Here is a 23,678-nt window from a genome sequence, read left to right as displayed (position 1 = left end):
CATGAGCATGCACCTTATCCACATTTTCTGTGGATAAACCTGTGCACAGCATGTCTAAAGCCATGTATGCCGGGGATAATAACAACGAGAGGCTGATTTGTTTTCTATCGTGCTGTGTTGAGGCCCTGCAACTGTAACCGTTTTGCGCTTTCAGTGAGGAGCTGTTTATAATGAACAGGATTTGTCACTTACATCATCTAAAATAAAAGGCTGGGCTGGATGTCTATTTTCAGGAAATTTATCAACTATTACCGCTCCTCGTCAGAGAACAGAACTCAGATACGGCTTTTTTTCGCCTTTGTGATCATACCTGTTGTTGGCATGATACTTCTGTATTTATGGGTAAGAGTGTTCTGGATGTGATGTGTTAGCCAATGGTCTGCACAGTTGTGCTTAAGGGATAATTAAAAACTTCGGAGGTTTTCTCTGATGGCGCTGATAACACCGGGTTTGTATTTTTTAATAAAATGCAGACATTTTGATGAAGGCATGGGTCTGGCAAAATAGAAACCCTGGCCATAGATACAGCGATTGGCGATAAGAAAATTCAATTGCTCCTGGTTTTCTATTCCTTCAGACAAAACCGATAATTTCATTGATTCAGCCAGGTGAATAATGGCCTTGAGCAGATTTTTGTTATCTTCATTCTGCAGTAAATCATGGGCAAAGGACTGATCAATTTTTAATTTATCCAGAGGAAATTTCTTAATGTAGCTGAGACTGGAGTACCCTGTACCAAAATCATCCAGTGAAATCGTTATTTTTTCCTGCTTTAACTGGTTCAGAATGTTGAATACTTCTTTGGAGCCGTCAATAAGAACCTGCTCTGTCAATTCAATTTCAAGGCATTCAGGTGGCAAATCGTAACGCCGAAGCGCCTTGTTGATATCATCAGGCAAACGATTGTTATGAAACTGGTGGGCCATAACATTTACAGACATTTTGAGAAGGGGCAGTCCCTCCTGTCTCCAGTAATGTAATTGACTGCAGGCTTCATTGATGACCCAGGCTCCAATATCGCTCATCAGCCCCAGATCTGCCGCAATGGGTAGAAATTTATCGGGACTTAACAGGCCCAGCCTTGAATTATGCCATCGAAGCAAGGCCTCACAGCCAAAAATCCGGTTGGTTTTCAGCTCGACCAATGGTTGGAAATACAGCTCGAATTCCTTTTTGTCCAGAGCAACATAAAGTTCATTCTCCATGAGCATCCTGTCATAGGTATATGCCCCAAGCTCTCTGGCGTAATACATAAAGGAATTTCGCCCCTGTTTTTTGGCGCGAATCATGGCAATGTCCGCGCAGCGCAACAACTCCTCAGCCTGCAGGCCATCCTGGGGACAGATCGATGCACCTATCGAACAGGTAATATTGATCTGACTGTCATAAAACGCAATACTGGGTTTTAATACGGATACAATATTATTAACCAGCTTTTGGCCATCGGAGCCATCTTTCAACGAAGCAATAACAACAAATTCGTCCCCACCAAGCCGGCATAGGGTACCCAGGCTGCCAATACCGGTTTTTAATTTTTCAGCGATGATGCGAATGAGCTCATCACCTTTACTGCGACCAAATACGTCATTGATTTGTGTGAATTTACTGATATCAACGATAAACACACCTACTTGATGTTTGTTTTGTAAAACATCATGAATGGCCTTATCCAGCAGTTGTATGATCAGGACTTTATTGGGCAACTCGGTTAATTGATCATAGGTATTGCGATGCAACATGTCTTTTTCAAGATTTTTTGCATCAGAAACGTCATGAAAGCTCAATACCTGAACAAATGGAAGTCCCGGTGTTTTCGAGTTTTGCACATGGACTTCTATAAATCGATTTGATTTTAGCGTAAGCGTCATTTGGTTATAATTTTTTGAGGGCTGGATGAGTGTGGTCATATCTTCATAAAAGCGCTGCTCATTTTCTGCTTCATTACACATCTCTGCCAGTAAACTTAAAACAGTCTGACCTTTAATTTTTTCTTCAGGTAATCGCCAGAATTCAGAAAATCTATGATTAAAATGGGTGATAATCCCTTTATTATTCCACGCGATAATACCATCGCCTGTCGCATCAAGCGTCGCTTCGGTCAGCGCTCTGAGTCTTTGTTCCTCTTCCGAACGTTTTCTTTCCAGCTGCACATAATAGAGTAGTAAGGTAAAAAGCAAGGTAAAAACTGTACCAAGTATAAAAATTATCAGCGGCAGCCACGTGTCTACATGACTGATTAATTCCTGCTGATGTACGGACAAGGCAAGCAGGCTGTTAATTAAAAACATTCCCAGGCCAAGTATCGCGGGCATTGCCGACCATATGGACTCGGGGTGATGTCTGGATATATATATAAGGGAAAACAACAGCGACGAAGACAACAGTATGAATCCCAGGGCTGTATTAAGCGCCATGGGTGTAAAGCGACTCCATTCATAGGCGGCCTGAAGCGATGAGATGTAACCGCTTGCAAAGAACAATGACATAAACAAGAGAAGAATGGCTATTACGGACGCCGCAATACCCATCCAATAACTCCAGCGGGCTCTTCCAATAATGAGAATAACCACTCCTGCCATAATAAATGAAACGGCTGTATTGGGAGCCATACGTCCGGGGAAGGCGTTGGCAATATTGTAGTAATGTTTGAAAAAAAGCTCGTCGAGGTGCAGATTGATATCAAACATGGTTTGAAAAATAACCAGAAAGGAGAGGGTCATGACGAGTATTGTAAGGAGCTGACTGATTCTGTAATGATGAAAAAGCAACAGCAGGATACTGATACCAAGAACCACGAAGGAAAGGGCTGTGTTGTATACCATCGCTATGGTTTCGGATTGGTATTGCAGCAACTGGGTGGCTCCGATATGCCAGCCAGCCACCACCGACCCACCAAGAACTATCGTCAGGCTGGAAAAAATGATACTACTGTATAGCCACAAACTCGCTTTTTCTCTCATTATCACCAATCCCTTTGTTACTTAACTATAGCATAAAAGAAAAGCGGGATTGATTTCGTATCTGTTCTTCAGGACGGCAGGAAGCGCTTTGCTTGCTTAACGAAGGGATTTGATAATACTGTCTGCATATTGAATGCCTGCAAAATAACAACTGATAAGATCTTCGCGTTCGAAGGGACTCTGTCTTAAATTATGAAAGCGGGCCTCCTCGTAATCTATGGCATGCCTGAGAAAGTAACCCAGCTGCCCCGTACGATAAAGCAGGGCCTCATTAATGTTTTCTTCCAGTTGTATTTTGGCCAGCAGGACATCCAGTGACTCGTTGAGCATACCGTCCAGGGTTGAAAAAATACCAACAGTAAAGGCCTGCTGTGGGTTTTGATAGTTGATTGTTCGAGCCAGCAGCTCGCACATTTTTGCGCGGATTAATGTCCGCTCCAGGAGATCGGGTGAGGCGTCAGATGAGCTGGCCAGCAACAGCATATTGGTCCAGTTGCGTACGTTGGTCAAACCCAGGCGAAAAATAGCATCGGTGAGCGAGCGGTTTTTCTTACCACTGTAATAATATACCGAGTTGGAAATACGTAAAATTCGATAACTGAGCTTTGGAATTTCGAGAATGCTGTGTTCAAGACTGGCTATTGAGATGTCTTCCTTGTTTAACTCGGTAAGCAGGTGGAGTATCTGCGCTCTGTTTTCTGTTAAGGGCTGTCCGCTGAATATGTCCGGTTTGTTTAGAAAAAAGCCCTGAAAATAATCAAAACCCAGAGCAATGCATTGTTTGAACTGCTCTTTATTGTCGATCTTTTCGGCCAGCAGTTTGCCTTTAAACGCTTTTACCTGCGCGAATCGCCGGCTCATCTCCCCTTGGTTAAGACCGAGAACATCAATTTTGATAAAATCAGCTATTTCAAGCAAAGGAAGCCACTCCTCCCGCCAGACAAAGTCATCCAGTGCAATTTTATAACCTTCCTGATGCAGGTCCTGTAATGCGCAGATTACATCGCGATCAACCCTTGTGGTTTCCAGAACTTCAATAACAATTCTGTCTTTGGGCAGGAGTGCCGGAGTTTTGCGCACAATGTCGCTGTAGGTAAAATTAATAAACGCTGTTTTTTTTCCGATTATGGCATCGATATCAAAATTGGCAAACAGCTGAATAATAACAGATGATGTCGCCCGAATCCCTGCCTGTTCATCACGGTTATCTACGTGCGAATGGCGCTCATCTCTGCCGCGATACAGCAGTTCGTAGGCATACACAGCACCTCGTTTGTCATAAATTCCCTGGCGAGCCAACAACGTCTGTGCTTGCTTCATAACTATTCCTTCCAAAGGCTACAAGCATTTTTTTGCTTTTCTGATCTTAATATTAGTGCAGAATTATGACATTATCATTGAGCAGGCTGTGTTTTTTATTGACATGATGGTGGCGGGGCTTTATCGATTGTATTTTAAATTCCCCTGCAAACATGCAGGGGACAGGGGGACGTTAAACTCTGGGAGACGAGGGGGCGTCCGTTTCTGATGACAAAGGCTCTCCCTTTTCCACGACCTGGCGAAGGCCGGAGCACAGGCCATAACCCCCTTCCAATCGGCAGAGTTTTTTGAATAAGAACTGATTTATAAAAAAAAATGCGTTACTATCACCCTGTTTTCAACCTCCGCTTTTCAGGATAAAACAGGGAGTATTAAAATGGCGGCATCTGAAAAATCCTTACTTGGCTATCATAAGTTATTAGTGGCAACTGACATTACAATTGAAGAATTGCGCAAAAAACAAAAGGAACTCTCTTCCTGTGGTTCAGATGCTTTGCAGACAGCCAAGGCCAGAGTCCTGGGGCATGTCTTGACGCAAATAGATAACGCAACTGATGAGTATCATAATCGTTACTCCCAATGCCCGACAGACAAAGAGCGTTTGGAAGTGAGCCAGCTGGTATTGGCTGCCGATATTTTGCTCATCATTTTGCGTATGGAAAATAAAGATGCGGAATTGCTTTGCCGGCATAGACATGCTGGTACGAAACTAATAGGCTTTTTTGGATCTGCCGGAGCAGGTGTCACTGCTGGAACCATGCTTGGGGGCCCCGTTGGTGGCTGCGCCGGTTTATTAATCGGAGCCATTTTTGGCAAAAAGATAACTGGCAGTGGTGGGCTAACCGCTTCCGGCAAACTACTGTTGGATTTGGCACGCAATGTCAAAAAAGCCATACTATCCCATTCCTCCTCTGAGGCGCGTGACCACGATTCAACGAAAAGTGCCTTATTCGCTTACAAGTGGGCTCCATCTCTGTCGTTAGCTATGGAAAATAAAAATCCTGGCGTCGTTCTTTGCTTTCATGAAAGCAGACTCATTTGCATTATAACCAGGAAAGCCTTATCAAAAGATGCCTACATACTCGATTCATTTTTCAGTAAAGATGAGTTGGTAGAGTTAAGAAAAACCGGCTGTCTCGATGTCACCAGCGAGTTAATTGTTAACAGGGCGTTGCTTGTCCTGGCATATGGTTTCTGCACGCCAGAAATGCTGCCAGCCGAAACGCCTGAGCCTGTCCCCCATAATACCGCGCCATAATGGAGACAAGATAACCAGTGTGTTTGATGCATGACAGAATATGACATGTCGGGCGAGCAAGGGGCCCGACGTGTGTCAGCTGATCTTCATTCTTTTTTACGAAGCTTATGAGCCCACCACAACAAGGCAATTGTAATTAAGGCACTAACCCCAATAACCCAGAAATTCAATTTTGGTGTTAATACCATGAACCCTATATCTAACGGCATATTTATAAAATAAGGCAAAATAATATGGCTTATGGTATGAAAAAAGGCGGCGCCGGCAAGAAAAATTAATACATCCCTTAAATTACACATGACTGACTCCAACAATTCTGTCGTATGGTAGTAACTACTCAGGTTGTGGATAAATTTGTTCTTTCAATCAACATAATGAAACCGCATCATCCTGAACGTAGTGAAGGATTTCCTGATTTTGGCTCAATGCTAAACAACTTGAGATCCTTCGCTACGCTCTGGATGACGTACCCAGGTAGTTACCTATAGTAATTATAGTTCAATATTCGGCCATTTTTTTTCATGATTTTAAAATCTCGACAAGGCCTGCTATTTCAACCAGTCAGCAATAGAACGCCGGGTCTCATTTATGATCTGAATGAGTTGATGATACAGTTTTTCCAGCAGCTCGCTATAGCCAGCTCGATGGTATCGCTCCAGGTACTGACAGGCATATTTCATTTTCACCGTACCACAATAAACAGCACCACCTTTGATTTTATGGGCTGTTTTTTCAACAAGTCCCCAGTTTTTGGCAGAGTAGGCTTTTTCCAGTTCCATTTCGTCTATGGGAAGTAACGCGAGCATGTCCTTTAATAAATCTTTTAATGTTTCAATATTTCCCATGCTGTTAATCCCTTGTTCGATGTCAAGCAATGGGTAGTCTTCTAACTCAAATAACTGTTGTTCTGTTTCGGGCAAGTCCAAACCGAGACCTGTTGCTGGTTTGACCGAGAGCTGTTCGTCGGGCTGTGAAGTAGAATATACATACTGCTTAATCAGTGACTGCATCGTATCAAACCGGATAGGCTTTTGTATGACTTTGTTCATCCCCGCCTGCAGGCCGGGTCGGGTTGCTTCCTCCAAGGCATGGGCTGTAAGTCCAACAATGGGAACGGCAGGTTTGTTGTGATGCTTTTCTTCTTCACGGATTCTGCGGGCAAGCTCAATCCCAGTAATCCCCGGCAATCCTATATCACTGACTATTAAGTCAAAGGGCATCGCTTTAGCTGATTCCAACGCCTGTTCGCCATTTGTGGCCGATGTAAACTGACAGTTATTCTGAGTGCACAGAGTTTCAAGAAGGCGCAGGGCAATAATGTTGTCTTCAACCAGCAGAAGATGAGGTTTTTCTGATTTGAGGGATGTCGTTGGGGGACAGGGGGCTGGCAGGCGCGAACATTCGCTTGCCTCGGCCTGCTTCGCTGCTTTACGAGTACCTTCCCTGAGAGACAAGGTAAAGTAAAAGCGAGTTCCTTTCCCTACCTGGCTCGTCAGCTTGATTTCACCTTTCAGTAAAGCCACGTATTTTTGTGCAATATGCAAACCTAATCCGTGACCACGGTATATTCCTTTGTAAGAGGGGTTGGCTCGATAAAAACGGTCAAACAAACTGGCCTGTGCCGCTTCAGGTATGCCAATGCCCGTGTCTTCGACGCTTGTTTCAAGCTGTACCTCACCGTTTTTATGACCGAGAAATTTTATCTGAATCCTGACATAGCCTGTTTCTGTAAACTTAATGGCATTACCTAACAGATTTAATAAAATCCGATGAAACTTGGTTTTGTCACTGATGACGTAGCGAGGAACCTGTTTGTCAATCATGACCTTAAATTCAATATTCTTTGCCCGCATGGCTGGAAGCTCCAGACGACCAATGTTTTCAATGGTTGTATAAAGGTCAAAGCATTCCTGATGCAGGTCGCTTTCCTGGATGTTGTCAGCTGATATGACATCCAGTACGCCATTTAACAGCTCCAGTAACTGGTTGCCGCTTTCATTAACCCAGCGGGCATACTGCTTTTCTTCATCACTGAGTGCGCTATCCTCCAATAATTTGGACATCCCAACAATTCCACTTAATGGCGTGCGGATATCATGGCTCATATTGGCAATAAATTCGGCTTTTGCCCGACTGGATGATTCTGCGGCATCTTTAGCCAGGATAAGATCATGCTCCATTTTTATTCGTTCGGTAATGTCAACGGAAACTCCAAGCACACCGATACAAGCTGAATTTTTATCAAAAACGGGGACTTTGCTCACGAGCATAATGGTTTTGGAGCCGTCAGGCTTTAGCAGCGTTTCTTCGACATTTACCTTGGGCTGCCCTGACATGACCTCTTTATCACCCTGAGCAAACAGTTCGGCTTCGCCTTCTTTCCATCCCAGCTCAAAATCAGTTTTGCCTATAATTTCCTGCGGTGTTTTATTCACCAGGCCTGAAAATTTTTGGTTGCATCCGAGGTATACCAGATTAGTATCTTTCCAGAAAATATAATAAGGTACACTGGCTATTATATTTTCCAGGTAGGTTTGTACGGCAGATTGATTATTTGTTTCAAAGGATGACAGACATAAAATACCGATTAGATGTTGATTGTCGTCATAAAGCGGGTGTTTATCGGTTGTCAAGGATACCACGCTGCCATCCGGGCGTTGTAAGCGCTCTTGTATGGCATGCCGAGACTCTTTGGTTTGTATCACCTGCCAGTCGGATTTACTGAAATAATCCCGCTCTTGAGCGCTGCAATTCAGGTCTTTATCTGTTTTTCCCAGCAACTGCTCAAGATGTTCCAAATTTAAAAACTGCAGGAATCTCTTATTCGCACCGAGATAGCGTAGCTCGGTTGATTTCCAAAAAACCATGCCAGGCATGCTGTTAACAAGATGTTGCATCATGCCGTTTTTTATTTTTGTCATAACGTGTCCGAAGAGTCCTTTCCACTTAAATTGTAGTACATTTTACCAGGGAGTGTGCTTGTTAATTAATCAGGTTGTGATTGTTCAGGACGGGGTTTGCAATGACTTTTTTAGCATTTGTAAACATCAGCAGCCAAGGGTGTTATCAATATTTTCATTATGAGTAAACTGCCATTTTTCAAGAATGATCTGCGCCAGCGCATCAGGAAAAACATTATATCCCTTAGCGGTTTTGCCGGATAAAATTAAATCAATACCCATGTTGTGAGCGTAAAAAACGGGATCAAGGTAGTGTAATGCGGTAGGGTAGTCCAGGGAGAAATTAAAGGGTTTTTTATTAAATGCAACATCATTCAACGAAAAATTATCCCCATATTCATCATCGGCACCCATGTTGGTTAGAAAACATGAACCAAAATCTTTTTTGGTCAGTTTGTAAAAATTACTTATTAAGCCATTTATTCCAGTCGCCGTTATTGCGCACCAGGATGAGCTGATGGTTTGTTTCACGCGATGGTAATCGTTAGCGTCAATGTAGGTAACACCTGGAATACACGTGGCGGGATTAATATCGATGTCAATGACAGTGATGTTGTTTGTAATTTTCCTCAAGGCGTAAATAATGCCACGCCCAACCTTTCCATGACCAAATATGACAAAGGCTTTGTTGCGTATTTCCTCGTCTTGATAATGCTGACTTAAAGCACGGAAAAACCCATCGCCTGTACCAAAAAATGTTTCCAGCAACTTAAGCCGCGAGTCATCAACAGAAACGACCGGGTAATCCAGGACAGAATTCTGGTATAATTTGCTTCCTGTCTGGGTAAGTTCAACTGCTCCAAGCCTTGGTGGAGGCAAAACCAGCAGCTCACCACAGCAATCAAGATGGAAATCAAACTCCTCATCAAACTGATGTTCAAGTTGCACCTTAAACCGGGCTTGCCTCAACAAATCAATGGCGCGTTTCTCGGGAGGTAATATTTTGATGCTGGTGGCGGTGATCTCAGCGCCGCCCAAAGCCAGTACTTCGATTTTAAACAGGGTTGCCAACGTCAACGGAACGTTATGAAGTATTTTCAAGCCTTGCCATGGTTTTTCTGTCAAAGCCTGCTTTCGCTGAGCGTCTAGAAAAGGCAGACTCGGAACAGCGTATTGCTGGCGAGCATTTTCAAACACATTAAAATCGTACATTACATTAACCTTGTTTTTTAATGGGCGCCTTGTCCAGAGCGATGTGTCAGGTTCTCGCGACTTTCCAGGCAGTGATGGATATTTTTTAGTAACTCTCGAATATCATCAGGCTTAGCCAGGTAGACAGAGACGGGAGATGGTTCTGAATCAAAGTACTTAAACGTGTAATCATCCAGGCACTTGAATGATATCAGCTCATATATTGAAGTCCAATCCGGAATATTGCTGGTGGTCAGTATGGTTAAATTTTCAGATAGACAGTACTCAAACACTTCTTTCAGCAATATCAGACCATATAAGTCCTTCTGGTCTGAATATTGCGGTAAAATTGCTTCGCGATTGAGCTCGATGATATTGAGTTCTTTTTTTAAATCCAGCAGGGGCTTGATGCTGCGCGTGGCATTCTCATAGCGCTCTAATTCCAATAAGCCATTCTGGTCTTCACGACAAAGCCTGGCACAGGCAATAACCTCTTGTTTACAGCTTATCGAAAACCATATGGAAAAATCATCGTAGTCATCCGTTAAGGTAGTTTTCTCATCTACATGATTAATTTTAATGTTTGATGGGTTGTCATGGGTAATTTCCCACGCAAGATGCTTTATATAGGACTCATACAACAACGCGCGAGCGTTGTTTAAACAGGAAGGCTCTTTTAGAATCCCACAGGTTACTTCATGTTTATTTTTAATGTCCAATCGAATGCTCGTTTTATTAAATGTTCACTATGAATTATTATAATGCAAGAAAAGATGTTTGTGGTAGTATTTTGATCATTTATACAAGGCGTGATAATAAATGGAAGATAAAGAGCGTCGCTCAGGCCTGTGACCTGCCCGGTTTTTTAAAACCAAAATTACATAGAAACGCAAGAATGATAGTTTATTTTATATTTCTTAGCACAGTGTTATGGCTTTTTTCCCCGGGGATTAATCATAATTTTATTTATTGTATTAACCAATTTTGCTTTTAAGCCATCATTTTTAGATCCAGCTTGGGAAATCGTTACAACCCTAATTTCAACTACAGCAATTATCAGAACGCAATCGAATTATTTTTCTGCGCCTATGGTTTCTTCAAGTTGATGTAAATACATTAATGCAAGAGTACACGCATTTAATCTGTGTACGATCCGGCAGGTATTAGGTCATCTTTAAAAAAATGATAATTTAATATTGGACTGGAAGAATAGGGATTCTCTACAATATAGTATTCTGCTTCACTCCCACCATCTCCAGAGGATGGTGCGGATACAATACATAACCAGGTATTATTTGAAAAGTCTATTTTAAACCATCTAGCCCATAAATCTAATTTATCGCCTTTTTCACCGGGTTTCATTGCGGGATTCACAGAATAATTGACGGCATCGCTTAGTTTTATTCGTTGATTATTTAATGTTATATATCCATAGTCATTACAGAAAATACCTCCATACGTCAAATTATCAATCGAATTTTCATAGTGATCTTCGCAACCAGTTTCAGGCATTTCTATAAGCCGTGGTTGTTCAAGCGCATCTATCGTGACAGTAGGGCTAACGGCATGATTATTAACACATGAACTAATTACTTCCGCTGGGGGTGCTGCAAATAATAGGGATGTATAAAAACTTATTACGCAAGATAACATTTGTTTCATTTAGATTGCATTGCTCCTTTCACTGCATTTATATAATCCGGGGTTAATTTCCAAAAAACCGTTTTCCCATAAGCTGCCATCGACTCCCAAACCCAATCATAATACCTGGGGGTACGCGTAACCGGATCGAGCTTGTCGCCTTTCACATGCCGAGCAGGTGTGGCATGTACTGAATTTGGCCATAGGTTATGGCCAGGATTTGAGAAAGTAAAGCCATACTTTATCTTATAACGTGCTGATAGCCCAGTATACGCACGATGCTGCTGCCGTCGCTGCAACAGCTCCTCCAATAAGAATTTTATTTTTACTTGCTGAGAAAAAGCTGAACCTCTCTTGTTGGGTAAATACAACCTGGGACCGCAAGTCCTGATTATTTCCTTCGCTATCCAATGCTCTAGCTGTTGCGAGTAATTCTGGATCTAAATCCTCAAAAAAAATATCTTCCAACTGATTAAAAAAATTGTATTTATCATTAATATATTTTGCAATTTCAGGCCAGATATTGATCATAGAGACCAAATCCATGTGCTTAAATTCTTCAGCAAATTGCCCATATGTTTTTAACCATCGTGGATTATCATCTCTTTCAGGTACAAGAGCGTATTCAAAAAATAATTGCAAATCCTGGCGCAATTTTTCAGACGAGATCTCGATTTTTTCTTTAATTATGTTTTTAATTGCTGATAATGTTGCTCTCTTATTTCCATAATTATATGAGCGATAAAAAGGTAATACATGCGATGAGATCGCCTGCTCCAGAGTATTATCGCCGGTTACCGCCGCTATCCCTATACATTGAAATAGTGCGCTGTATGCCTTATCACAAAGGTTGAATCCAGAGAAAATTCTTATTACTCTTTTGCCAGTTAAATTAATTTCAATGTTGATCTGAGCTTCATCAGGATAAATCCATTCAATTCGCTGGAGGTCTGTATTACTCAATATTTCTTTATATTCAGGTGAGCCGCTAATTTCCTCTGCAAATTTGTTGGCTGTGTTTGTGGATAAATATATAGCAATGTTTTTGTTCCCTGGCAGACTTTGATTAACAGAAAATAATAATAAAAATAATTTTAAATCAGCTGTTCTTGTGGGCTGAAAATAAGCTGAAGTAAATATGTTATTTTCCTGGAATGAAAAAAAAGTATCAGAACTCGTGAATTTCAACAATGCTTGCGTAAATAAGGGGTTATAATTTTCAATTACAGCAAACGCATCAGCCGGTTCTAATGGCTCAATCTGTTTGCACTTAATCCCATAACTATAGGGGCCAAGACCCAATGATCGAGATATCCATCCCTCAGGGGCAAAATTATATTCATGTTCTCCTATCGATTTTAACCTTGCTTTTGGATTAGCATAACTCAGCAGTTTTTTGAAGACGCCAATAGCAGGGTATGAAATATTAATAATTTGCACTGCTTCAGTGAAGCACTGAATTAGTGATATATTTTTTGATAAATCATTATTATATGCCTCTTTATCACCATAGAAATAGAGAGGGATATTATACGAATTAATTTTATTCAGAATTTTGTTAAACCGTGATTCAACATTGGTTTTAACAGGATCTCTGTCACAGCAGATTACTGGTATTAATTCAAAGTTACGAGTTTCAGGATGATCACGCAAAAAAAGATAGATATCAAGGAAATGTGAGAAATCACCGATACCATCTGACATAATTTCATTCATTAAGATAACTTTTGGCATATAAATAAAATCTGATTTAATAAAATATCAGCATATCGTTTTTTGACAAAAAAGCCATGGGCTTATTACGCTGTCAAAAGAGAATGCTATTTTAATGTGGCCGCAGTGGTAATGTGTGTGACCAGTTATCACATTTTTATTATATGACTCATCTCCAAGTTATATTGTATAACGACAAAGTCGCCTGGTAATTAGTCCGTCAGTTTCCCTCGGTAATCACACTACTACAATTAATTTATTTTTTAGCGAGAGCGTCATACAGATTTTTTCACTATTTAATACTCCCACCATACAAAATTTTCCTTGCTTCCTCCGTCATCGGCTGATCAACATCAAATTCCTTCGCCCGTTCATAAGCCCTTTGCGCAGCAGGGCGGTTTTGAATACTTTCCATCCAGCGTTTCAATTCAGGGTAATCGTCCAGATTCTGGCTTTGCTTTTCATGAAGCAAAATCCATGGATAACAGGCCATATCTGCGATGGAGTAGTCCTGACCAATGAATTGGCGCCCCTTCAAATGCTTGTCAAGAACAGTATACAAGCGCGTGGTTTCGTTGATGTATCTTTCCCGTGCGTAGGTAACTTCTGGTGCTCGCATGTTGAAATGGTGGTTTTGACCGGCCATTGGGTGTTGGCCAGTAATACAGGTCAATCATGTGACGTATCTCTTGATTTTGTATTATATGGTCGGAGTGACAGGAATTGAACCTGCGACCCCTGCCTCCCGAAGGATAAGACTGTTGATTCTCAGTGTATCCCTATGTATCTCTATGAATTAAATATTATTTGATTTCATTGTGTTATGCGTATTTTTGATGCGTAGTCATTCACTGTCATGTTACCATATATAAATAAATTGCACTTTATTTGCACTTTATAATTGTGCAGGCAGTGCATGCACAATTAACAGGAGCATAATATTTTACAGTGTGCTCAGCTATAAAGTGGCGGTCAAGGTAGAATTACATACAACAATGAATTACTGATCTTGCAAGAGGTAGCCGATGAGCAAAAAGCCGATAAATGAGTTGACGATTAATGATGAAATAACAGAGTTTCTGCTCTATGCCACTCCTGATGGTAAAATTAAAGTAGAGGTCTTGTTAAATAATGAAACCCTTTGGCTGACTCAAAAGCGAATTGCTGAATTGTTCGGTGTAGGAATCCCCGCGATATCCAAGCACCTGGATAATATTTATAACGATGGGGAGCTGTTGCGTGAAGCAACTATTTCCATTTTGGAAACAGTTCAAAAAGAAGGCACACGAGAGGTTCAACGCAAAGTTGAATACTATAATCTGGATGCCGTCATATCAGTGGGGTACAGAGTTAATTCCAGGCAAGCCACACAATTTAGAGTCTGGGCAACAAAATTGCTCAAAGACTATATCATTAAAGGTTTTGCGTTGGATGATGACCGTTTGAAAAATGGTCGTTACTTTGGTAAAGATTATTTTCGTGAGTTGCTGGAGCGCGTGCGTTCCATTCGCGCCAGTGAGCGGCGCATTTATCAGCAGATTACGGATATTTTTGCTGAATGCAGTATTGATTACGATCGAAACTCGGAGATAACACGTCAGTTTTATGCCCACGTCCAGGATAAATTTCACTTTGCTATTACTGGCCACACGGCATCGGAAATTATTTATACCAAAGCGGACGCCAGCAAACCACTAATGGGTATGCTGACTTACAAAAATGCACCTGATGGTCGAATTTTGAAATCGGATACCACTGTTGGTAAAAACTATCTCACGGAAGAGGAAATAAAAAAACTTGAGCGCACAGTTACTGCTTTTTTTGATTATATAGAAGGGATCATTGAACGCAGAAACACATTTACGATGGAGGAATTTTCCGTGAGTGTAAATAAATTCCTTGAGTTTAATGAGTATAAGATTTTGGAAGACTACGGCAAGGTTTCACGGAAGCTTGCGGAACAGAAAGCGTTTTCTGAATATGAAAAATTTAATAAACAACAAAAAATTGAGTCTGATTTTGATCGGGAAATCAAGACTATTGAAAAGAGGATGAAAAACAAAGATGCAAGCAAAAATAAGTAATTCTTTGATCAAAACTCTGGTTCCCGAAGAAAAAAGAGCGTATGACGTCAGAGACATTGGATTAAAGGGTTTTCTGATCAGAGTGCATCCAACCGGAAGTATGTGTTACATGTGCCAGTATGCTCGTGGTGGGCGCGTTATTCTGGGTAAAGTGGGCGTTATTTCAGCGGCGCAAGCTCGTGAAAAGGCCATTGAGGTATTAAGTAATTTCAACAAAGGCATCAAACCTGAAAATAAGCGGGGATCCAACAAGCCGAAAACATTAAAAGAGTTTATTGAAAATGATTACAAGCCTTGGGTTCTGGCTCACCATAAAAGAGGTGAAGAAACACTGGCCGCTCTTCACCGATGTTTTAACAAACTGAATTCGAAACTTTTGACAGATATTACACCAGCAGTTCTGGAGCAATGGAGAGTCAAGCGGCTTAACGAAGGCACAGCCCCCGCTACTATTAACCGAAACATCACAACGCTGAAAGCCGTCATGACCAAAGCGACAGAATGGGGTTTTTTAAAAGAAAACGCCATAAAAAGCTTAAAGCAATTTAAAATTGATCGCTCCCCGAAAGTGAGATATTTATCAGTCGAGGAAGAAACACGCTTACGGCAGGCATTATTGGACAGAGATGCACAGTTAAAACAGGATAGAGCCAATGCAAATCAATGGCGAAAGGCAAGAGATTATCCGCAATATCCTGAGTTTGAAAGCGATGAATGCTTTGATTACTTTATGCCAATGGTCTTGATTTCCATCAACACCGGCCTACGCCGGGGCGAGTTATTCAATTTAACCTGGGCTATGGTCGATCTGAAGGAACGATCGTTAATACTGTCTGGAGACATCACCAAAAACGGCCGATCCCGTTACATTCCATTAAACGATGAATCATACAGGATTATGATGCAGCTCCATAAAAAGAGCGTTGACAAAAGTGGCCTTGTATTCCCAAGCAAAAATGATCAGCCGTTCCATCACGTAAAGCGATCATGGGCGACTATTTTAGATAAAGCCCAGATAACGGAATTCAGATGGCATGATCTACGCCATCATTTCGCCAGCAAGCTGGTTATGGCTGGTGTTGATCTGAATACGGTTCGAGAGCTGCTGGGGCATTCTGATATTAAAATGACGTTGAGATATGCGCATTTGGCGCCGGAGTATAAGATTAATGCAGTTAAGAAAATTGAATGGATGGTTTAGTTGAATATCTTTTTAAGCTGGTACCTCTTCGACATCGGACTTTATGGTTGAATGTTCAACAGGTACTAATTGAGAGATTCGGACAAGGTTATTGTCAATAGTTGTTTCATATTCTTCTTGTACAGGAAAATATTGTGATGGGATACGTTTCTTAGCATTGGGATTATGGATTAGAATAAAGTCATTCTTGGATTTTGGCCAATTAAACTCTTCATATTCTGGATAGAATACATGAGCATGATGAGAGACAATAATACCGCTAATATAAGAATATTTTTCATCTAAAAAAAAGGTCGATGGAATTGGATTTCCAGTTGATTTTTTCCGAAACTCTGGTTGAAATTCGTAAAATAATTCGCCGGTTTTTACATCCATATTTCGTTCAGAAATACCAAATAAACAGCTTAAATCTAATAGGCTATCATAAGGGTGATTAGGGATTTCAATTTTTGCTGATGACAATGCGATGATTAGTCCGGCGTCATCCATGATATGTTTGTAACCATCTGACTTTTTTCCATTATATTTAATGATTACTTTTTCATTGATTGCTTGAGTTATTCTTTCTTTATATTCTGTTCTAGGAGTAGATCTGCAAATGGGCGTAGATGTCAAAGGATGTTTTAAAGAATCTACAGTGCCTGGGCTGGCGGTTACGCACTCGATGTAAAAAGTTTGATCATTAAGTGAAATGCAAAAATCAGGCGCACTTTTTTTTGTTTTAAATTCATTAAGATTCAATATATGGGATTCGCTTAACATTTTTAGATAGCTGGCTACTTTTAATTCCCATAATCTGGCCATAAAATCGTTTGAAAGTTCTATTTTAAAATTATGATCCAAGAACTGTTGTATTTTACTATAAATACCATTCCAGTATGCTTTTGCTTTCTGATCCTGTTTGTTATTTCTTGTGCGTATTAACTCATACAGAGGATCTTTTCCTGGGATTTCAAACAACATAATGCACCATTTAGTGTCATGAAACTGCTAATGGCTATGCTATTCGTATTTATTAGCTATCGCAATATAAATTAAAGGTTTTTTTTCTGTTCAAATAGAATTTTTTTAGCTTCCTCAGTCATAGGCTGATCAACATCAAACTCCTTCGTCCGCTCATAAGCCCTCTGCACAGCAGGACGACTTTGAATACTGTCCATCCAGCGTTTCAATTCAGGGTAATCATCCAGATTCTGGCTTTGCTTCTCATGAAGCAGGATCCATGGATAACAAGCCATATCCGCGATGGAGTAATCCTGGCCTATGAATTGACGTCCCTTCAAATGCTTATCAAGAACCGTATACAAACGTGTGGTTTCGTTGATGTATCTTTCCCGTGCATAGGTAACTTCCGGTGCCCGCATGTTGAAATGGTGGTTTTGACCGGCCATTGGGCCGAGGCCGCCGACTTGCCAGAATAACCATTGAAGCACTTCATACCGATTATGCGCATCCGTTGGTAGGAACTGTCCTGATTTTTCACTGAGATAGAGCAGGATTGCTCCCGATTCAAAAATAGCTATGGGCGTTGGATCATGGTCTACAATGGCCGGGATTCGATTATTGGGAGAGATTTTCAAAAATTGCTCAGCGAACTGCTCGCCCTTGAAAATATTGATCGGTATGAGTCGGTAGGGTAGGCCTGCTTCTTCAAGGAATATTGTAATTTTATGGCCATTTGGCGTTGGCCAGTAATATAAGTCAATCATGTGGCATACCTCCGGTTTTGCTGCGTTCTAATCCGGTTTGATAAATTTCCAACGATGCCAGATTACAGGAGCAGCAGCCAGTATTTTCTTTGTGAATACCACTGGTTCCTCAAGCTGAGTTTGAGCGTTCAGGCAGACCAGGGCGTATCTATCTTTTCTTTTCATCAATCGGCGGAAATAAGTGCCTTCCCCGATTTCAACGATGCAGTCATGGCCGATACATTCTTCAATATCGTTGGCATTGCGATACTGAACGCCTCCCACAAAATCCCCGGAGTCGTACACTGGCTCCATAGTGTCGTCAGATACCATAATTACTACCGCATTGGGATTATTGGATTTGAAATATTCAATTTCATTTTGAAGCGTAGTTTCCTGGCTAAGCAAGGAGTCAAATTCGTTGTTAACCTGAAAGGGTACGAATTCGGATGACATCATACTTGGACTTTTTCCGATGCCTTCCAATAACCATTGAGTAGTGCAGCTAATACCCGTGCTATGCAGAATTTCTACCAGTTTGGCCGCAGCTTTTTCGGTCAAAGGGTTTCTGCCAAGCTCCCAGGATTGCAGCGTGTGCATGCTGATCCCGTATTTGCTTTCCAGCTCTTTACGGGAAATACCGGCAAAACTTCTGGCGGCCTTGATGCGCTTGCCAATGTTACTTCTTTGTTCTTCACTGTTTTGCACCATACCAAACCTGAATAAATTATTTATACGCATAACACGTATTATAGGTATAATTTTATTAAATACACATACATTATGGCATAGAAATCGAACAATGCCTTCATCAATACGTATTTGGGGGCAGTGAAATCATAAAAAAATGAAGTCTTGATCCACCATCTGTTGCCACTGCTTTGATCAATGTATTTGAGCATGAGTACAAAATCAACAGGGAGTTAATTTTATTTAATTTTGATGACGTTACAGGTCAGAGGAAATTCAAAGGGAATGTAATGGATTTTGTAATAACAGAAAATGAGCTGGCAGCGTTAAGTGGTTTACCCCACATCCAGCAGCTGGCGTACTTGAGAGGAATTAGGCCTAACATGGACATGAAGACCGGAGTCGTGGGTATCAAGCGCGGGATCAGTTTGCAATCCATTGCTGAGCAGCTCTACACCGAACCGCATCAAGGTATCAAAAGCGTCAGTTATTCCCGTGCTCAGGTCAGGCGTGCACTGGCAGGTCTTGAGCGTGCCGGCGTTATTTCTTTGCAATCCGAAGATATGAAACTGATTTTAAATTGTCCTTTGGCCTCAAGGGATTTTTCCGTTCAAAATAAAGCCGTCACACCTCTTATAAAAGATAATATTTATATATATTTATTAAGCAAATTCGATCAGTTCTGGCTTGCCTATCCCGAAAAAAAATCCCGTGAACAGGCCTGGCAGGTTTTCCAAAAGCTGCCTCTCGATGAGTCGCTGTTCACCACCATCATGCAATCACTTGCTACCCAAATCGCCGAACGCACAAAAGCCACTGCCGCTGGCAGCTGGGTTCCTCCCTGGAAATACCTGGCCAACTGGCTTGAAAAGCAATGCTGGACAGACGAACCCACTCAGGAGTTGAAACAGGAGAAAAAACATAAGGATATTGAATCCCTGATTGCCGAGGCGATCCTGCAAAACTCAGGCGCCGCGCTCTATCACAGCGAGGTCGATCGCGCCTTTTACAGACCCGCAACCGACAGCATCCATCTGCCACCCAAACATTAGTTTGAAGAAGCGGCACTTTACTACGCCACCGCTCTGCACGAGCTGTCACACTGGATAGGCCACGAATCGAGATTAAACCGGGATTTACTCCATCCCTTCGGCAGTGAAGGTTATGCCCGTGAAGAACTGCGGGATGAAATCGCCAGCATGCTGCTGGGAGACGAGCTGAGAACAGGCCACGATCCATCCCAACACACCTCCTATATCAAATCATGGATCCGGGTACTGGAGAACGACCCACTGGAAATATTCCGCGCTGCCGCAGATGCCGAAAAAATTCAGTCTCACCTGCTGGCCTTAACCCAGACGCTGGAACAAACGCCCTTAATCATGGATGAGAAGCCAGAGGATATTCCCCTCATGCAACAGCCGTTATCTGAAAATACAAGACTGGTTATTCCCTACGAACAAAAAGAGCAGGCGAAAGCCATTGCAGGAAAGCTGGAAGACGGCAGGCCAGCCATCGTCTGGGATAGAACGGAGAAATGCTGGTACGCCAGAGAAGGCGCACCCCTTGACCGCTTAAGTGCCTGGCTACCCAGCAATCAAAACGCCCAGCCTGCAACGAATATCACAGAAGAGTTTAAAGATACGCTACTTAGCGTCGGCTGTATCGTATCCAGCAATCACCCAATCATGGACGGCAACACCCACCGCATTGCAGTAGAAGGCGATAAAAAAGGCGAAAAATCCGGCTTTTATGTCGCACACACGGACGGCCTGCCAAGCAGGCTATATGAAAAATAACCGCACGGGTGTGGAGCTTAAATGGAAAAGCAAAGGCTATACCTTGAATGCTGAGCAGAAGCAAAGATTGACTACAGAGGCCATGGATAAACTGAAACAACGAACCGAGCGCCTTGCAAAACTACAGCAGGAAACAGCCTTAACACTCCAGTTAAAGCTCGACACGCTTCTGCCGATTCGGTCAAAAACCCCTTATCTCAAGAGCAAGCAGATTCCTGTATTTTCCGGCGTTTATACTAACAAGGAAGGCACAACGACCTATGTTCCAGCCATGGACAAAGACGGCAAAATTTGGAGCATGCAATACATCACAGAAAACGGCACAAAGCGTTTTGCCAAAAACAGTCGCAAGGAAGGTTGCTTTCACGTGGTGGGTGGTTTTGACAGTCTGGCCAGCGCACCTGTTATTGTAATTGCAGAAGGTTATGCAACGGCTGCCACGCTGAAAGAAGCTCTGGATATGCCAACTGTTTCGGCTTTTGATGCCGGGAATTTAAAATTAGTGGCGCAGGAGCTGAAAGCAAAGTTTCCGCATAAACCCATTTTGATTGCTGGGGATGACGATAAGGGGCTGGAAGTGACTCAAGGCGTTAATCCTGGCAAGGACATGGCTATGGAAGCATGTGGTAAGGTCAACGGGTTTATCGTTTTTCCGGTTTTTGCGGCTGGCGAACAAGAGCTTGCTCCTAAACGATTCAGCGATTTTAATGATTTGGCAAATAACAGTGCGCTTGGGCTGGAGGGAGTTAAACGACAGGTAGAACCGATTGTTGATGGGCTTGTTCATCGATATAGAAGGACTCAGCAACAAAACAGCACAGAGTTTCAATTATCTAATAGTATGTAATGTGTAATGGTTTAAATTTGACCCGATAGAAATGCCTAGAAAATAGGCAACCATCAGAACAAGTTTTAAACTACTACATATTAGGTCTCGATCGTTTTATCCATATTCCGTTGACACAGAATATGGATAAAAAAACTTAAAAATTAAATAATTCAACTCCAGAAGTTAAAGTTATTGGGCATTCAATCCATGCGGATTTTGGGCATTATTTGATCACAGTCTTCAAAGTGTTTATAATTCAGCCATAATTTTCTCTATGGCTTCCCAATGAAAAGATATATCACCGTTTTACTCCTCCTAATATCAATAAATTCATTTAGTGAAATTATCCAAATTCAAGGCCCGTATCAAGGAATAATAAATCATATTTTCTTCTTAGATGATTTACAGAAAATTGGATTCATTAGCACGGCAAACGGTTTGTATAAAACAATAAATGGTGGGGAAAATTGGTTTTCAATAAACGGTAATTTACCATTTCAAACCTATGTTCCGTCTGGATATATATATTCATACACTAGACCAGTAAAGATGATCCAAACGAATGATGGCAATGTGATTTATGCTCTGTATTCACCGGGGCAATGGGAGAGTCAAATCTTTGTAACTAAAGATGGAGGCTACTCTTGGTCTAAAGTAATTGTTCCAAAGCCTATTTCAGCTAACTACATGAAATTAACAAATAATAATGAATTAATTTTATATGATGGATATTGTTTATATAAAGGAAATTTTTCAAACGATAATTTTGAAGAAAAATCTTGCCCAAATGGTGATGCAATAGATTATGTAAATGAAAATCTTATTTATGCATCACCCTCTCATAAAAATCCACTTGAAGGTTTCAAAAAGTCAATTGATGGTGGAAAAACTTGGGTAAATATGTCATCTTTTGGTCGGAATTTAGGAGCACCATACTCTAAGATTGATGCCACTGAGTATGCAGTTTATATTTTGATAGATGATTCTGTTGGACAAATATTAGTAAAATCAATAAATGCTGGATTGACATGGGAAACAATATACATATCCTCCGAGACAGACAAATATAAAAAAAGAATTACCTTGATTTCCCATGATAGGAATTATGAGTATATTGGCTTTAGTGATGGATATGTATATAGAATAGAGAATAACAAAACTGATTTAGAGTTGTATCTACAACCAGGATATGGTGTCTCGAAGTACAAAAATATTTCTAATGCTGTGAAAACTGTAAATTTAAATGAAAAGTTTTTTATTGGAACAGGCTTTGGCTTATATAAGCAGTATCTAAATATTGACAATGAAGTTGTTTCTGATCCATTTTTTGAAGCGAATGGTTTTGCTTCAAAAAATATTTTCAAAACAAATAATTCTAGAACAATATTTTCGATGCAATATCCACAAAATGGCTTATATAATAGTAAAATTAAATCTTTACTATTTCGCTCTCAAGATGATGGATTAACATGGGAGAAAATAAAAGTTGATGACGCAGTACGAATTTATAGTTTTTTTTCATCTGAACCAAATGTTATATATTTAATTTCTTCTGACAAAGATGGATACATTTCGCTTTTGAAAAGTTCGGACAATGGTGATTCTTGGATTAAATTACGTAACTTAAAAAGCGCTATGTGTGATTCAAAAAGCATAAAAGTTGAATCAGAAAGAATTTACTGCACCACGTCAGGAATATACACTTCATTAAATATTGAAAATGACGATGTTCATAATATCAACCTGCCAGTTGAGAGACTACCTTATGGAAATATGGCATTTAACAATGAAAATGATATAGTAGTTTTAACCATAAACGGGTTATTTAAAAGTGATGACAAAGGAGTGAGCTGGAGATTTTTGGGTAAATTGGATCAGCAAGATAAATGTTATAATATACTCTCAAGCTTTAAATACCCACAGATCACAAATAAATCTTGTACTTATATTAATGAAGACAAAATTATTAAGATTTTTAACGACAATAATAATCTTACAATTGAAACATTAACAAGATTTGGTAGTATTTATGCTAGCAGAAGAAATGATATAAAAACAATTCCTAATTCTTGCCAAAAAAATGCCAGGTGCGACATAAACTTTCAGGTAGTATTCAAATCTGAATCAGAACTATATGTGCTATTTCAATCTACAATTTATAAATCTATGGATGGAGGTGTAACGTGGAATAAAATGATTCATTTTACAGAAATATTTAAAACAATATTCAATCTAGAGATTGATGGCAGTCAAGGATACTTTATTTCTGATGGTGATCAAATATATAGCAAAGGTATTTTTAAGTTTGATTTAGAAGGCATTTAATCGTGGGTATTGAGATTTCGCGCATTAATGGCTTATTAGTATAAACATTATAATGAATGTGTTAAATGAAAGCAATAAA

Annotated in this window: 18 protein-coding genes; 7 read left to right on the top strand and 11 right to left on the bottom strand. The window is 40.7% G+C overall.

Annotated features, from left to right (window positions below):
• Positions 1-404 precede the first annotated feature (404 nt).
• Positions 405-2,960 carry a putative bifunctional diguanylate cyclase/phosphodiesterase gene (locus ACQUTA_RS09420; RefSeq protein WP_444987989.1) on the bottom strand — a complete coding sequence of 852 codons (2,556 nt, stop codon included), beginning with the start codon at positions 2,958-2,960 and terminating at the stop codon, positions 405-407.
• Between the two features lie 96 nt (positions 2,961-3,056).
• Positions 3,057-4,280, bottom strand: a complete 1,224-nt coding sequence (locus ACQUTA_RS09415) for an EAL and HDOD domain-containing protein (protein ID WP_444987988.1) — start codon at positions 4,278-4,280, stop codon at positions 3,057-3,059.
• Between the two features lie 376 nt (positions 4,281-4,656).
• On the opposite strand from ACQUTA_RS09415, the gene ACQUTA_RS09410 reads away from it, so the two are divergent.
• On the top strand, positions 4,657-5,538 hold the full coding sequence (locus tag ACQUTA_RS09410; protein ID WP_444987987.1) for a hypothetical protein: 882 nt from the start codon (positions 4,657-4,659) through the stop codon (positions 5,536-5,538).
• A 548-nt stretch (positions 5,539-6,086) separates the two neighbouring features.
• Here ACQUTA_RS09410 and ACQUTA_RS09405 read toward each other — a convergent pair.
• The 6 genes from ACQUTA_RS09405 to ACQUTA_RS09380 form a co-directional block, all read right to left on the bottom strand.
• Entirely contained in the window at positions 6,087-8,459 is a 2,373-nt protein-coding gene (locus ACQUTA_RS09405) for a PAS domain-containing protein (protein WP_444987986.1), read from the bottom strand.
• Positions 8,460-8,585: 126 nt separating this feature from the next.
• The gene (locus ACQUTA_RS09400; protein ID WP_444987985.1) at positions 8,586-9,650 is read right to left on the bottom strand and encodes a Rossmann-fold NAD(P)-binding domain-containing protein; all 1,065 of its coding nucleotides are present in this window, start codon (positions 9,648-9,650) and stop codon (positions 8,586-8,588) included.
• A 17-nt stretch (positions 9,651-9,667) separates the two neighbouring features.
• Positions 9,668-10,348: a hypothetical protein gene (locus ACQUTA_RS09395; protein ID WP_444987984.1), complete on the bottom strand. Its 681-nt coding sequence runs from the start codon at positions 10,346-10,348 to the stop codon at positions 9,668-9,670.
• A 418-nt stretch (positions 10,349-10,766) separates the two neighbouring features.
• Positions 10,767-11,291, bottom strand: coding sequence for a hypothetical protein (locus ACQUTA_RS09390; RefSeq protein WP_444987983.1), 525 nt, complete (start codon positions 11,289-11,291; stop codon positions 10,767-10,769).
• A gap of 225 nt (positions 11,292-11,516) precedes the next feature.
• Entirely contained in the window at positions 11,517-13,004 is a 1,488-nt protein-coding gene (locus ACQUTA_RS09385; RefSeq protein ID WP_444987982.1) for a hypothetical protein, read from the bottom strand.
• A 271-nt stretch (positions 13,005-13,275) separates the two neighbouring features.
• Positions 13,276-13,602 carry a glutathione binding-like protein gene (locus tag ACQUTA_RS09380; protein ID WP_444987981.1) on the bottom strand — a complete coding sequence of 109 codons (327 nt, stop codon included), beginning with the start codon at positions 13,600-13,602 and terminating at the stop codon, positions 13,276-13,278.
• Between the two features lie 406 nt (positions 13,603-14,008).
• Here ACQUTA_RS09380 and ACQUTA_RS09375 point away from each other — a divergent pair, with 406 nt between their 5' ends.
• Complete coding sequence (locus ACQUTA_RS09375) at positions 14,009-15,067, top strand: virulence RhuM family protein (protein ID WP_444987980.1); 1,059 nt, start codon at positions 14,009-14,011, stop codon at positions 15,065-15,067.
• Positions 15,048-16,268, top strand: coding sequence for a site-specific integrase (locus ACQUTA_RS09370; protein WP_444987979.1), 1,221 nt, complete (start codon positions 15,048-15,050; stop codon positions 16,266-16,268). The genes ACQUTA_RS09375 and ACQUTA_RS09370 overlap by 20 nt, the downstream gene beginning before the upstream one ends.
• A gap of 12 nt (positions 16,269-16,280) precedes the next feature.
• On the opposite strand, the gene ACQUTA_RS09365 is transcribed toward ACQUTA_RS09370, so the two are convergent.
• The 3 genes from ACQUTA_RS09365 to ACQUTA_RS09355 form a co-directional block, all read right to left on the bottom strand.
• Complete coding sequence (locus tag ACQUTA_RS09365) at positions 16,281-17,231, bottom strand: hypothetical protein (RefSeq protein ID WP_444987978.1); 951 nt, start codon at positions 17,229-17,231, stop codon at positions 16,281-16,283.
• Between the two features lie 71 nt (positions 17,232-17,302).
• Positions 17,303-17,977: a glutathione S-transferase N-terminal domain-containing protein gene (locus ACQUTA_RS09360; RefSeq protein WP_444987977.1), complete on the bottom strand. Its 675-nt coding sequence runs from the start codon at positions 17,975-17,977 to the stop codon at positions 17,303-17,305.
• A gap of 27 nt (positions 17,978-18,004) precedes the next feature.
• Positions 18,005-18,667, bottom strand: coding sequence for an XRE family transcriptional regulator (locus tag ACQUTA_RS09355; RefSeq protein WP_444987976.1), 663 nt, complete (start codon positions 18,665-18,667; stop codon positions 18,005-18,007).
• 269 nt (positions 18,668-18,936) lie between these two features.
• Here ACQUTA_RS09355 and ACQUTA_RS09350 point away from each other — a divergent pair, with 269 nt between their 5' ends.
• The 4 genes from ACQUTA_RS09350 to ACQUTA_RS09335 all read left to right on the top strand — a co-directional run bounded on the left by ACQUTA_RS09350 (position 18,937) and on the right by ACQUTA_RS09335 (position 23,599).
• The gene (locus ACQUTA_RS09350) at positions 18,937-19,698 is read left to right on the top strand and encodes an LvrA C-terminal domain-related protein (protein WP_444987975.1); all 762 of its coding nucleotides are present in this window, start codon (positions 18,937-18,939) and stop codon (positions 19,696-19,698) included.
• Positions 19,699-19,731: 33 nt separating this feature from the next.
• Positions 19,732-20,445 (top strand): zincin-like metallopeptidase domain-containing protein, encoded by a 714-nt coding sequence (locus tag ACQUTA_RS09345; RefSeq protein ID WP_444988035.1) that lies wholly within the window; start codon positions 19,732-19,734, stop codon positions 20,443-20,445.
• Complete coding sequence (locus ACQUTA_RS09340) at positions 20,435-21,292, top strand: toprim domain-containing protein (protein ID WP_444987974.1); 858 nt, start codon at positions 20,435-20,437, stop codon at positions 21,290-21,292. The genes ACQUTA_RS09345 and ACQUTA_RS09340 overlap by 11 nt, the downstream gene beginning before the upstream one ends.
• A 267-nt stretch (positions 21,293-21,559) precedes the next feature.
• Complete coding sequence (locus ACQUTA_RS09335; RefSeq protein WP_444987973.1) at positions 21,560-23,599, top strand: beta propeller repeat protein; 2,040 nt, start codon at positions 21,560-21,562, stop codon at positions 23,597-23,599.
• Positions 23,600-23,678 lie beyond the last annotated feature (79 nt).

It is taken from the genome of Legionella navarrensis, assembly GCF_052527415.1.
The sequence above is the reverse complement of the archived record's forward strand: the minus strand, read 5'-3'. Positions and strand labels throughout refer to the sequence as shown.

What these genes read in the sequence shown, in the direction of transcription:
- ACQUTA_RS09360 (WP_444987977.1), bottom strand. Translation starts at nt 17,977, where the DNA reads ATGATTGACTTATATTACTGGCCAACGCCAAATGGCCATAAAATTACA.
- ACQUTA_RS09390 (WP_444987983.1), bottom strand. Translation starts at nt 11,291, where the DNA reads ATGAAACAAATGTTATCTTGCGTAATAAGTTTTTATACATCCCTATTA.
- ACQUTA_RS09415 (WP_444987988.1), bottom strand. Translation starts at nt 4,280, where the DNA reads ATGAAGCAAGCACAGACGTTGTTGGCTCGCCAGGGAATTTATGACAAA.
- ACQUTA_RS09365 (WP_444987978.1), bottom strand. Translation starts at nt 17,231, where the DNA reads ATGTTGTTTGAAATCCCAGGAAAAGATCCTCTGTATGAGTTAATACGC.
- ACQUTA_RS09380 (WP_444987981.1), bottom strand. Translation starts at nt 13,602, where the DNA reads ATGCGAGCACCAGAAGTTACCTACGCACGGGAAAGATACATCAACGAA.
- ACQUTA_RS09370 (WP_444987979.1), top strand. Translation starts at nt 15,048, where the DNA reads ATGCAAGCAAAAATAAGTAATTCTTTGATCAAAACTCTGGTTCCCGAA.
- ACQUTA_RS09375 (WP_444987980.1), top strand. Translation starts at nt 14,009, where the DNA reads ATGAGCAAAAAGCCGATAAATGAGTTGACGATTAATGATGAAATAACA.
- ACQUTA_RS09335 (WP_444987973.1), top strand. Translation starts at nt 21,560, where the DNA reads ATGAAAAGATATATCACCGTTTTACTCCTCCTAATATCAATAAATTCA.
- ACQUTA_RS09400 (WP_444987985.1), bottom strand. Translation starts at nt 9,650, where the DNA reads ATGTACGATTTTAATGTGTTTGAAAATGCTCGCCAGCAATACGCTGTT.
- ACQUTA_RS09410 (WP_444987987.1), top strand. Translation starts at nt 4,657, where the DNA reads ATGGCGGCATCTGAAAAATCCTTACTTGGCTATCATAAGTTATTAGTG.
- ACQUTA_RS09350 (WP_444987975.1), top strand. Translation starts at nt 18,937, where the DNA reads ATGGATTTTGTAATAACAGAAAATGAGCTGGCAGCGTTAAGTGGTTTA.
- ACQUTA_RS09340 (WP_444987974.1), top strand. Translation starts at nt 20,435, where the DNA reads ATGAAAAATAACCGCACGGGTGTGGAGCTTAAATGGAAAAGCAAAGGC.
- ACQUTA_RS09420 (WP_444987989.1), bottom strand. Translation starts at nt 2,960, where the DNA reads ATGAGAGAAAAAGCGAGTTTGTGGCTATACAGTAGTATCATTTTTTCC.
- ACQUTA_RS09385 (WP_444987982.1), bottom strand. Translation starts at nt 13,004, where the DNA reads ATGCCAAAAGTTATCTTAATGAATGAAATTATGTCAGATGGTATCGGT.
- ACQUTA_RS09355 (WP_444987976.1), bottom strand. Translation starts at nt 18,667, where the DNA reads ATGGTGCAAAACAGTGAAGAACAAAGAAGTAACATTGGCAAGCGCATC.
- ACQUTA_RS09405 (WP_444987986.1), bottom strand. Translation starts at nt 8,459, where the DNA reads ATGACAAAAATAAAAAACGGCATGATGCAACATCTTGTTAACAGCATG.